Source organism: Akkermansia muciniphila (genome assembly GCF_900184965.1).
In the GTDB taxonomy this organism is placed as follows: Bacteria; Verrucomicrobiota; Verrucomicrobiia; order Verrucomicrobiales; family Akkermansiaceae; genus Akkermansia; species Akkermansia muciniphila_A.
This window is the reverse complement of sequence record NZ_FXYA01000185.1, coordinates 174767-185948: the sequence shown is the minus strand read 5'-3', so window position 1 is coordinate 185948 and position 11182 is coordinate 174767. Positions and strand designations below refer to the sequence as shown.

Genomic DNA, 11182 nt, shown 5'->3' with positions numbered 1-11182 from the left:
GCCTTGCACGGCGCGCGTCACGACCTTTTTTCTTTCCCCTCGCTTCTACCAAACCACCCCTCTCAGAGCCAGGTCGCTCCTTCGGGCCTTTTACTCCTCCGGCACCTCTCGGCGCCCTCGGAAAACCCTCGGCGGTTTTCGGTAGTCATTCCCTTGAAATCTTCTTATCGCCCCTGCTTCCAGGGAGCTCTCCGGGTGGCCGGCTCCAGCCGCTTCCGTTACTCTTCCGAGTCCGTCTGCCGCCGGGCTTTTCATCCCGTCGCCGTGTTGGCGTGCCGAGAACTTTATCAACTTCCCCCTTTTTGTCAATTTTTTTCGAGATGTTTTTTCGAGAAAAAATTTCAAACTCATAAAAAATATTTCATTATCAACATATTACGTTTTCATTTTTTTCTAATAAAAAAGCCTCTTTCATCACGAAAGAGGCCTAAATACTTCAGAAATCCTAAGTTTCTCTCTATTTTTTCTTCATGGCTGCGTATTGATGGACCAAAGGCAGTTCCCGAAGGGCGTTTACAGCATCTTTCCTCGCCTGGGCGTAATCTTTTTCCTCCATTGCCATATTCATCATCACCTCATAGCAGGCGGCATTGTATCCGCCATCATCCCTCGTATTAAAATCCCTCATAATCTGGAGAGCATGGCGAGCCGCCTTATAACTGTATTTGCGCATTTCCTCCGAACCATTAAGGATCTTCAGGATATAGGAAGCAAGCGAATCTTCCCGTGGAAAGCGTTCCAAGACGTTGTCAAAAATCTCAACCATTTTCTGGTAATTCTTCTCCTTCCAAGCCTTTCCTGCCTGAACCTCCGCTACTGTAGACGCAAACCATCCATCATCGGAAAACTGTTCGGCATTTTCCTCAATCAACTTTTGGTATTCATCAAATTTCTTTTCCCGCCTCAATTCAAAGGATTTTTTTATGACAGCATACATGGCCTGCTGGCGAGCCTTCCGCTTCGCAGCCTCATCCGCAAATCTGTTTTTGTCAAAAGAGTCCAATCTGGCAGTTTCCGCCACCCATTCGGGCATCCTTTTAATTTCTCCGGACCACAACAATGTTCCGTCACGAACGACGGCAGCAGCGGGGAATGAATCAAGTTTGAGCAAATCACAGAATTCAATAACCGAACGATCCGATGGAATACCGACAGGATAAGGAGTCCATCCTTCCGGCCCGGACAAATAATCCTGCATCTGTTTCTCCGCTGACGGATTGACGCCCAACACCACGGCCTTTACTCCCGGATGATCTAAAAGCCCGTGTTTTTTAAGAACAACATCAAGCGTTCTTCCTGGAGCTGTTTCTCCAAGTATATTGTGACCTCTCCAGAAGCTGATGAATACGGTCTTGCCGGCAGGAAGTCCTGTCAGACCGGGATGATTGAACCATTTCAACTTACTGAAAAGAGGAGTGTACTGTTTGTTTTCCTGCACAACGCCCATTTCCTGCATCTTCCTCGGAGGCTCCGGCCTTATTTCAGCAATCGCCTGATTCACAATATTCTGAAAGGCTTCCTTATTGCCCGAAAGCTGCTGCAGTTTCGTCCAGGCTTTGCTGATGGACGTTAAGGACAGCGCCTTTTCCATATCCAGCAACGCCTCTCCCATGTTTCCCTGCCTTTCCCTAAGTTCCGCCATCAGTTTCCAAGGCAAGGAAGCTTCCTTGTTATTCTTTCTGGAGATTTCAATACAACGGTTCAGGCATCTTTCCACCAGGGTGGCATCCATTTTCCCGGCAGGCACGGATTTTCCATTTAGAAGCGTTTCCGCCACATTAATCTGTACACGGTAATTGTCCGGATACTCTTTGCACAGTTCATCCAGTACGGCCTGTGCTTCCTGGAATTTTTCCAATTCCGCCAAGACGCTGAATGGCACCATTTTCAGTTGAATAATCTGATCCTGCTGGAACTGTCCCGAATCCTGAATTTGCCTTAAAAAGGCCTGTGCTTCCGCCTTCCCCGCCTTCCGGGCAAGTTCTCCCGCTCTCTCAGAAACCTGACGGTAGAGCTTCCATGCACGGGCGTTCGCTCTGGGGTTATCCTCTGGAAGAGATGTTGCAGAAAAATCAGGTTTCAACATGGCCCGCATCATTTCTTCAGAAAGTCTTCCGGGATGTCCTCTCCAAATAAGCTTGCCGTTTTTAACGGCAAAAGCATGGGGGATGCCGTTCACCCCCATTGGGGACAGCCATTTCTCCCTGGTCTTTTTCCCATCCACATCCACGGCCATGGCATAAGTCAGGGGGGATGGACGGTTTTTTAAAAATTCTTTCAGAGATTCCGGAGATTTCCTGTCCATGACATTAACTCCGATAATCTGCATATGAGGATTATTTTTAAAGGCCTGATGCAATTGTTCCATATGGGGCATAGCAGCCAAGCATGGTCCACACCAGGTAGCCCAAAATTCAAAAATATACACTTTGTCCTTTTCCCATTCCTTTACCGGAGTTCCCTGTATCCATACATCCGGCAAACCATCCAGAGCAAGTGATGGGAGGGCGCCCTCCGAAGCAACCGTTTTGTTTTCCTTTTTTTCAGAAGAAGCTGCCAGCAATGGCATTCCGGCAGCCGCCGCAAGAAACACGGAACACCCCAAAACCAATAAAGAGGAATTTAACATGGTGACACGGTACTATCGTAACCTTCTTCGTCAAGCCAATAGAAAAAAGAAAGAAAAGAAGGAAGGCCCGTTACCGTGTTCTTTCCACCAGGACAGAAGTCAAAATGCCCCGAAAAAGAAGAAATATTAATCATGATTTTTTTTCATATGGAAGAAGAAAACAAACATGATCAACATCCACACTTTTTTGAATTTCATTGGATTTAGGAAAAATGATTTACCTTTTTGGATACGCAAAGACAATATTATTTTCTAAAATAGAAAATATGCCAGAAATGGCTTGCCAGATTTTTCTGAATGCGAAAAATGCGCGCATGGATGAAATGAAGTCCAGTATCAGAAAGTTTTTAGCTCTTACGAAAATGACCCGGGACGAATTTGCCGACCTTTGCGGCGTCAGCAAGAGTCAGGTCGATAAATGGCTTTCCACTGTTCCAATTCCCCGTGCCAGACAACGCCTGATTATCAGAATTATGAAAGAAGAGTACGCCAAACAGGCACGCCTGGTTCAAACAAAAAATCCGAACAGCATCCACGTTCCCGTTACTCCTCAAAAGTATGAAAAATTCAGGAATGAAGCTGAACGCCGTGGTCTGACCGTTCCGGAATGGGCGAGTGAAGCACTGGATGCTCTTTCCAGCATCAAAAGCAGAAGCTGAAAAAGAGAATCCCATATCCCGGATCAATTCCAGAGAAAGAGAACATAGTGTCGTTACCGCCTCCTCCCTATCTTTTCTTTCGTTACAAATCTGCACAAATTCATGTCTGACGACGATATACGCATTCAGGTGAAAGAGTGGCTGCAAAGCCAAAACCGCAAGTCCTACCAATTGGCGGAGGAGATAGGTATCCGGCCACAAACTTTTTATGCACAAATGAGCGTTCGTAAAATATCAGCTCATACCAAAAAAGCGCTTTCCCGCATCATTCCAGGCCTGATTTCCGATTCAGAGCAGAATCCACTTTCCCATACGGAAGAATGTGACCCGAAAAAAATCAGAATCAAGGAATGGCTCCGTGCTCACGGCAAAACCCGCCAATGGCTTGCGGGACAATGCCGCGTTTCCGTCCGCACCGTACACACCTGGTTTACCGCACGCGGCAACATTCCTGTTACCCAATATCTTTTTATTGATAAGCTGATAAACGAAGGCGAATCGTGGAAAATTCAACTTCCCAATACCATTCCCGTGAATTTTCCGGAAACGGAAATGGAAATTGTTCACAAGTTCCAGAAACTGCATCCGGACATCGATCTTCCCATGTACGGCATGCATAAAATCCTGGAGTTATGCGTCAATGTACTCACTCAGGATGAATATGCAAAGATGCATCCATACTCCCGTATTACCAATACCGGAGAGATTCCCCACCGCCGGATAAAATAAAAATATTAAAAATTCCAAATTTTCCACGGTATCATTCATAAAAATACACTGTTTGCATGTCCATGCCAGTGCTCTTCAAAAGCATTAAAGACTCTCTACCCATCCGCCCCATTATTTTTCATTCAACCCTTTCATTTTCTGTCATTTTCGTCACAACAGCCACAGACTATTCCCCTTCTCTCAATACAGAGAAAAAATCTTCAGCCACATTCCTCCATTCTCCCGGTTTCGCAAACCAACCGCTATTACTATTGATAAAAAACAGGCCGAACCATGCGTAATAATGCCTCTATCCAGCTTGTTTACCAAATCATGCTTGCCTTGCCTCTCTATTTTTAAGATAGCCCGCTTTTGACGGAAAAAGGCCTTTATCACATGAAAAACCCCGTATTCCTGAGAAGAATACGGGGTTTGAAAAAATGGCACGTCCAACTGGATTCGAACCAGTGACCCACTGCTTAGAAGGCAGTTGCTCTATCCAACTGAGCTATGGACGCATGATGCGGCAAAAGAGTAACAGAGTTCATCTCGACTTGGCAAGCCCGGATCTTTGAAAAGCGCGCTTTAAGCACCGGAGCTGCGGTCATGCGTAAAAGATAAATTCGCCAGGGCCGCTCCAAACTCCCGCACCAGAGGCTCCTGACGGGAAAACATGCGCTCCCGTTCCTCCGGTTCCGTATCTATATACCCGTGCAGATGCAGAAGACCATGCACCATGTACCGGAAAAGTTCTCTAAAAACAGGTTCTCCGAATTCCGAAGCCTGCCGGATAGCGGTATCAAAGCTGACGATGATCTCTCCTATTCCGTCTCCATGCGGAAAAGTAATAACATCCGTCGCCGTCGGGTCATTCAAAAAACGGGCATGCACATCCTGGATGACTTCATCGGAAACCACGCTGATTTCTACTTCATCCAATCCGGAAAGTACGGGGACAGGACCTTCAGTCAACGCCAACACAGAGGGAAGGCAACTTTCCAAGGCGCCAATCAGGGCATCCATAACGGATGAATTGAGCCTCCCCTCCTCCAGATGATTGTAGAGTTCAAGATTCGGTTTCATTTTTCTCCGTAACCGCGCCGTTCTCCATCTCCGCTTCCGTGGATTTTCCCTCTTGAAGGGTTCGGGTTCCGGCATCGGGCAACTCCATGATTTCCGGAACGGCTTTGCCCTCACTTTCCTTTTTCACCGCTTTCTCTTCCTGTTCCCTGACGGACACATCAGGAAGAACATTTTTTTCAATCTTTGCCTCCGGATTGTGGGAAGGATAGGCAATGCGGTTGTGGTGAATGCTTTTCAGCGTCTTAATGAAACTGTTGCGGATCTTCTTGAGATCTCCGAAGGTAAGACCGCTATCGTCCAAATGGCCGTCCACCACCCGTTGCTTCAAAAGTTCATCCACCCTTTTCTGCATTTCCTCACAGGAAATTTTACCCATGGAGCGCGTGGCGCTTTCCACGATGTCCGCCAGGCTGACGATTCCTGTTTCCTTGCTCTGCGGGTTGGGCCCCTTGTAACGGAAGTTGGATTCCACTACTTCCGGAACGTCATCCGGAGAAGCCAGGCCGCTTTCCACTCGGCTCAGGATCTCGTCCCGGTATTGAAGGGCTTTCCGGTAAAAGAAGTAAGCCAGTGAGGTGCCGTGATGCTGCTCTATGACGTCCACCAAAGGACGCGGAAGGTTATTCTCCCTGGCCAATGCCACCCCGTCCTGAACGTGGTCGATGATGATACGGGCGCTCATGCTGGGCGTCAGCTCATCATGGGGATTGGGGCCGTCCATGATATTTTCAATAAAATAAAGGGGGTTTTGCATTTTGCCAATGTCATGGTAATAAGCCTCCACCCGGCATTCAATGGGATTGGCCCCAATGGCTTCCGCCGCTGCCTCCGCCAGCTGGGCAACCATCAGACAATGATGAAAGGTTCCCGGAGCTTCCATTTGCAGCCTTTTCATGAGAGGGCAGTTCATATCCGCCATTTCCAGCCAGGAAATAGGCGTAATGATTTTAAAAGCTCCTTCTATGATAGGCAGGACGCCGCTGATCAGCACGCTGGTCAGCATGCTTACGCCAAAAGCCACAGCCAGGCAAACCAGAACTCCAGTGAGGTTGTAATCCCATGCCTGGAGATTGATGACCCCCATGATGCAACACAGTACCATGACAAGCAGCCCCACAAAGAATCCCGCCCGCAGCAACTGGGCGCGATTCCGCAGGTTATGGGTAAGCAACACGGTAAGCATGCCGGAGAGAGAACTCAGAATCCAGAACTGGACCTGCTTTTCCGGAGCATATTGCTCCGGCAGAATGAAAAATCCGCCAAGCATGCAGATGGAAATAGTGGCAAACATACCCAAAAGAGGCCCCAGCAGCACCGTGACAATCAACGGAGCCATCATATAGGGAATGTACAAAAGCTCATTGCCTATGTCGGAAGTAATGTCAGCCGTTACATGCCGGATGAAGCCAAAAAACAGGAGCTGAACCAGAACCGCCCCCCATGTGACGACAAAGGTTTTATTTTTTCTGCGCAGGGAACCGGCGCATAACCAGTACATAGGCATCAGCGCCAGCGTCACGGAAAAAAGCAGAAAAGCTTCCGACACATGATGCCATATGGATTTTCCCCAATGGGGGCTGTAACTGCCCATCCATTGAAGCACGATAAAAACCAGCACGCACAACCCGACGGATACCGCCAAGCTGGAGTCCAAACGATCACCAGCAGAACGGGACACGGAAGCAGCGCCTTCCGGGGGAGCTCCTTCTTTTGCCGCGGCGGCGGCATGCTTTTTCAGAAACTGAAACATGATGATTATTTGGGATACACTTCGGCAACCTCCGGAATAGTGCCCAGCCGGGCCATCTCCTCTTCTATGAGGGGATTGACACCCTGCTGGACCATTTCCATGGAAACTCTCAGGGCATTGCGGATGGCTACGGGGGTAGAACTGCCATGCGCTATGATGGTCACGCCCTTAACGCCCAAAAGAGGGCTTCCCCCTACGGAGTCCGCAGAAAGGCGTGCTTTCATGGCGCGGAATGCTCCGGAGGCGCAAGCAGCTCCAACCATGCGGAACGGGTTTGCCTTAAGTTCCTCTTTCAGCCATTTGCTGAAAGCCTTGGCGGTGGCCTCGCATGTTTTCAGCAGGACATTTCCGGTAAAACCATCTGTCAGAGCCACATCTATTTCATGTTCAAAAAGATCGTGGCCTTCCACATTGCCTACAAATTTAAAAGGGAGCGCACCGCGCTCCTCCAAATGCTTCAACAGACAAAAAGTTCCTTTGGTAAAATCTGTTCCCTTTTCATCTTCAGAGCCATTGCTCATAACTCCCACTTTAGGCATCTGTTTGCAGTAAACGGAACGCGCCAGAATGCTGGCCATCACGGCATATCCTACCAGATGCCGTGGCTTGGCATCCGGGTTGGCTCCGGTATCAGTCACATTGCAGACTCCGAATTCATTTGGAAGCTGGGTCACAATGCCCGCACGCTCCACACCCTCAAGCAACCTCAGTTTGACGGTGGCAGCCGCTACAGCCGCCCCCGTGTTGCCCGCGCTGACCACGGCATCCGCATCTCCGGATTTGACCAGATCCACGGAAATGGACATGGACGAATTTTTTTTCTTTCTCACCGCCAGCAATCCGGACTCGTTCATTTCCACAACTTCCGCAGCCGGAACGATCTCCACGCGCGGACCAGAAAGTCCCCAGCGGTCACAAGAGCTACGCACCGTTTCTTCCCTTCCCACAAGGTAGATCTTTTCAATGAGAGGGAAATCCCGGAGGGCCCGCTTCGCCCCGTCCACATTAATATCGGGCGCATTGTCGCCGCCCATCACATCCAGTGCAATCTTCATATTATTTGTTGAAGAAATGTGTTAGCAGAAAAAACAGCCCGCTTCAAGCAAGTTCAGCCGCTTTGCGAAGCAAAAGCGGCTGGAAAGTCTATATGATGGCGCCGCAATACGGCGATAATTTTCAAGGCAAATGCGGCGCCCGCGGAACTTACGCTTCCGCCTTCACCACGATTTCCTTGCCGGAACGGGTCTTGTACGTACCGCAATTGGGGCAGGCGGTATGACCGGGGGTGCTGCTGCCGCAATTCTGGCATTTGCGGAGCTTCGGCGCGCGCCATGCCTGCGCGGCAAGGCGGGTACGCTGCTTCATCTTGGACGTTCTGCGCTTAGGTGCTGCCATAATTTTAGTTGGTAAAAAGGTGATTAATGATGATCTCCCAGTTCATTGAGGGCGTCCCACACGCCGCTATTCCTGATCGGGGCAGAACTGTTTACACCCGTTCCCCCCTCTTTGTCCACTCCAAAATACGGAGTTTTCGCCATACAGTCGTTTTCCATGCCTCCGTCAGCACACTTCGGGTATGCCGGAAAATCCAGAACTATTTCCTCCCTCAGGGAATCTGAAACATCCACAACATTCTGTGAATCAATCTGGAAAGAAGCGGCGAAATCACAAACTTCCACCACGTAGTCAAAGTAGCCCAGGCAACGCACGCAGCGGAATTTGAAGGGGGCGGAAATGTTGCCTCTTATAAACAATTCGTTTTCAAATCTCTGCACATGCAAATCAAAAGCAAGAGGCCCAATGGAAGTAACCTCTTCATCATCAATGCCGAAAATTTCAGAATCCAGCTCGCCGCTGTATTTTTTCCCGGCCTCCGGCAAGTTCTCCAGTTCTACCAGCAATCTTTTCATGAATATATCTTACAGGCATACCTGATGCCTGGCAAGCAGGCAGGGCGGCACCATTAATGGGAAATGACACACCTATTCCCCTTTCAGGCAATTCCTAAATTCGCTCCGGCCTAACCGGGAGGCCATTCCAGCTTGCGGCCTGCCAGCAGATGCATGTGCAAATGGGGAACAGCTTCCCCGGCGTCATGCCCGTTGTTGATAACCAGGCGGAATCCTCCTTCATCCAGATGAAGAGTCCGGGCAATCCGCCCGACCGCCAGCATCATGTGCCCCAAAAGGGCGACATCTTCCTCCCCGGCCTCGGAAAGGCGGGGAATGGGCTTGCGCGGAACCAGCAGCAAATGTTCCGGCGCTTGTGGACTAATGTCCCGGAAACAAACACACAGCTCATCCTGATACACAATGTCCGCGGGAATTTCCCCGGAACAGATTTTCTCAAATAACGTAGCGGCCATAAGATTAAAAAAGAATCTGCAATAACTTTAACATGTTTTGCAAACCGTGGGCAAGTTATTCTCTGACGACCGAAGCGCGTCGCAGACGATCCATAATAGCGCGGCCCAGGCCGGATTCCGGGACGGATTCCGCCACAATGACGTCAATAGCTTCATTTTCATCCATCTGCCTCATCAGGGCAAACAGGCGGACGGCAGCTTCTGCCAGCCGCCCGCTGCCGGGACTCATGACTACCACTTCCGCCCAATTCCCTTCCCGAGCAAGATCGGACGTTCCTTCATAAGAAAGCAAGCCATACCTCACACCCTCCGCCGGAGCGAAATCCCTCCCCGGTTCCAGCAACAGCATAGGTTTACGCGGGGCATAATGGCTGGTGAGCTGTCCCGGCGCATCTGCCGGAGATGTTTCTGAAACAGGGCGGCAGGAAGGCTTGCGGCGCACTACCTTGACCAGATTGCGGAATTGTTCCCGGGTCACCGGCCCCTCACGCAGCAATTCCAGGAAAGGCTTGCCCTTCTCGTCAAGCATAGGGCGCACAATCGTGCTTTCCAGCCCCTCGGAACAGGCTCCGGCGTCCAGAATCATTTCAATACTGCCCCCCAATTCCTTCTGCACGGCAGAAGCGGAAGTAGGGCTGATATGGCCGAAGCGGTTGGCGCTGGGCGCAGCTATAGGACGCCCCAGCGCTTTCGCCACCCCCCGCATGGCAGGATGAGCGCTTACGCGAACGGCCACCGTAGGAAGGCCGCTGGTTACAATATCCGGAATGATATCCGCCTTTGGCAACACCAGGGTCAGCGGCCCCGGCCAGAATCTGGAAGCAAGCGTATGCACCAGATCTTTTAGCCCCTCCGGAACGGCGGTATATTTTTCCACCTCACTCCCATGATGCACATGAATAATCAACGGATCAAAAGAAGGCCTTCCCTTGGCTTCAAAAATCCTTGCCACCGCTTCCGGGTTCAAGGCATCCGCTCCCAGGCCGTATACAGTCTCCGTGGGAATCCCCACCAGCGCTCCCGCACCCAGAGCTTCCGCCGCACGGGCATACAGTTTGCGGTTGTCTGACAGGGGATCTACCTCGAACAATTCGGTTTGCATGGCTTTATCCTTGCCTGAAGAAGCTCCTGCGTCAAGCAAGACCTCCTTTCCCGGAAGGGAGAAAACAGACAAATGAATAAGAACACGCCCCGCGGCACCATCCTTCTCCTCTCTTTTTCCAACTGCCTTTCCTCCGCACTACCTTTACGGACTTCCCTCGAATGAAAGCTGGCGTGAGAAAAGGCCATTCCGCTAAAAAGTTGTTTTCTCACGCCTCCGGATTGAGTACAATCGAGCCGTGAATGGGGCCGCGTCAACATCCTTGCCAAACATCATCCTGATCGGGCTGATGGGATGCGGCAAAACAACCATAGGAAAGGAACTGCACCGGGAAACGAACCTTGGTTTTACGGATACGGACCAGTTAATCGAACGCCAGACGGGGATGCACATTCCGCAGATTTTCAAAATTCATGGGGAATCACATTTTCGGGACCTGGAAACCGGAATCCTGCGGCAGCTTCAAACGTCCGCCGTACAAAGCCGCATTATTTCCACGGGAGGCGGCATCATTATCAGACCGGAGAACCGGCTGCTACTGAAAAAACTGGGCTTTGTCGTCTGGCTCCATACAGACGTGAATATCCTGTACCAGCGTATTTCCAGATGCACCAACCGCCCCCTGCTCCAACAACCCAATCCCAAAGCCGTGCTGAAACATCTCATGAGTGAACGGCATGATTTTTACCGGGAAACGGCGCACTTGACCATTGATACGGCCAATCTCCACATTCATGAAATCGCATTCGGCATTCTGGAATCCGCCAGAGTATTCCGGTCCCGACGGCAATAATGCCACACCGTTTTTCTGTGGGCGGGAACCTTTCTCTTCCTGATCCGCCTTAACGCAAGAACTTGCAGGGAAAACCTTTTTCCCGCTCCATGC

General features: G+C 50.2%; 12 protein-coding genes, 1 tRNA gene and 1 pseudogene. 4 read left to right on the top strand and 10 right to left on the bottom strand.

Annotation, left to right across the window (positions count from 1 at the left end):
* Window positions 1-457: 457 nt before the first annotated feature.
* Both CI070_RS14115 and CI070_RS14580 read right to left on the bottom strand, forming a co-directional pair.
* Complete coding sequence (locus tag CI070_RS14115; RefSeq protein ID WP_256943608.1) at window positions 458-1591, bottom strand: hypothetical protein; 1134 nt, start codon at window positions 1589-1591, stop codon at window positions 458-460.
* Window positions 1592-2161: 570 nt separating this feature from the next.
* Window positions 2162-2569, bottom strand: a pseudogene (locus CI070_RS14580) (TlpA disulfide reductase family protein); the annotation flags it as partial.
* Between CI070_RS14580 and CI070_RS13920 the strand changes: the two are divergent.
* From CI070_RS13920 to CI070_RS06435, 3 genes are all read left to right on the top strand, one after another.
* Window positions 2529-2759 carry a hypothetical protein gene (locus tag CI070_RS13920; protein ID WP_218824888.1) on the top strand — a complete coding sequence of 77 codons (231 nt, stop codon included), beginning with the start codon at window positions 2529-2531 and terminating at the stop codon, window positions 2757-2759. The pseudogene CI070_RS14580 and the gene CI070_RS13920 sit on opposite strands and share 41 nt — an antisense overlap.
* Before the next feature lie 82 nt (window positions 2760-2841).
* Window positions 2842-3288, top strand: a complete 447-nt coding sequence (locus tag CI070_RS06440) for a hypothetical protein (RefSeq protein ID WP_094137517.1) — start codon at window positions 2842-2844, stop codon at window positions 3286-3288.
* Between the two features lie 129 nt (window positions 3289-3417).
* On the top strand, window positions 3418-4017 hold the full coding sequence (locus CI070_RS06435) for a hypothetical protein (RefSeq protein ID WP_143245753.1): 600 nt from the start codon (window positions 3418-3420) through the stop codon (window positions 4015-4017).
* A gap of 420 nt (window positions 4018-4437) precedes the next feature.
* Here CI070_RS06435 and CI070_RS06425 read toward each other — a convergent pair.
* From CI070_RS06425 to CI070_RS06390, 8 genes are all read right to left on the bottom strand, one after another.
* Window positions 4438-4514 (bottom strand) — tRNA-Arg (locus CI070_RS06425).
* 67 nt (window positions 4515-4581) lie between these two features.
* Window positions 4582-5079, bottom strand: coding sequence for an rRNA maturation RNase YbeY (gene ybeY, locus CI070_RS06420; RefSeq protein ID WP_179218596.1), 498 nt, complete (start codon window positions 5077-5079; stop codon window positions 4582-4584).
* Window positions 5063-6829, bottom strand: coding sequence for an HD family phosphohydrolase (locus CI070_RS06415; RefSeq protein WP_094137514.1), 1767 nt, complete (start codon window positions 6827-6829; stop codon window positions 5063-5065). Before CI070_RS06415 ends, ybeY begins: the two co-directional genes overlap by 17 nt.
* Before the next feature lie 5 nt (window positions 6830-6834).
* The gene (plsX, locus tag CI070_RS06410; RefSeq protein WP_094137513.1) at window positions 6835-7884 is read right to left on the bottom strand and encodes a phosphate acyltransferase PlsX; all 1050 of its coding nucleotides are present in this window, start codon (window positions 7882-7884) and stop codon (window positions 6835-6837) included.
* A gap of 148 nt (window positions 7885-8032) precedes the next feature.
* Entirely contained in the window at window positions 8033-8224 is a 192-nt protein-coding gene (gene rpmF, locus CI070_RS06405; protein WP_094137512.1) for a 50S ribosomal protein L32, read from the bottom strand.
* Window positions 8225-8247: 23 nt separating this feature from the next.
* Complete coding sequence (locus tag CI070_RS06400; protein WP_143245752.1) at window positions 8248-8739, bottom strand: YceD family protein; 492 nt, start codon at window positions 8737-8739, stop codon at window positions 8248-8250.
* Between the two features lie 110 nt (window positions 8740-8849).
* Window positions 8850-9194, bottom strand: coding sequence for a histidine triad nucleotide-binding protein (locus CI070_RS06395; RefSeq protein ID WP_094137510.1), 345 nt, complete (start codon window positions 9192-9194; stop codon window positions 8850-8852).
* A gap of 55 nt (window positions 9195-9249) precedes the next feature.
* A complete protein-coding gene (locus CI070_RS06390; protein ID WP_094137526.1) occupies window positions 9250-10296 on the bottom strand; it encodes an L-threonylcarbamoyladenylate synthase in 1047 nt (348 codons plus the stop codon).
* Between the two features lie 262 nt (window positions 10297-10558).
* Here CI070_RS06390 and CI070_RS06385 point away from each other — a divergent pair, with 262 nt between their 5' ends.
* Window positions 10559-11089 (top strand): shikimate kinase, encoded by a 531-nt coding sequence (locus tag CI070_RS06385; protein WP_094137509.1) that lies wholly within the window; start codon window positions 10559-10561, stop codon window positions 11087-11089.
* The last annotated feature ends 93 nt before the right edge of the window (window positions 11090-11182 follow it).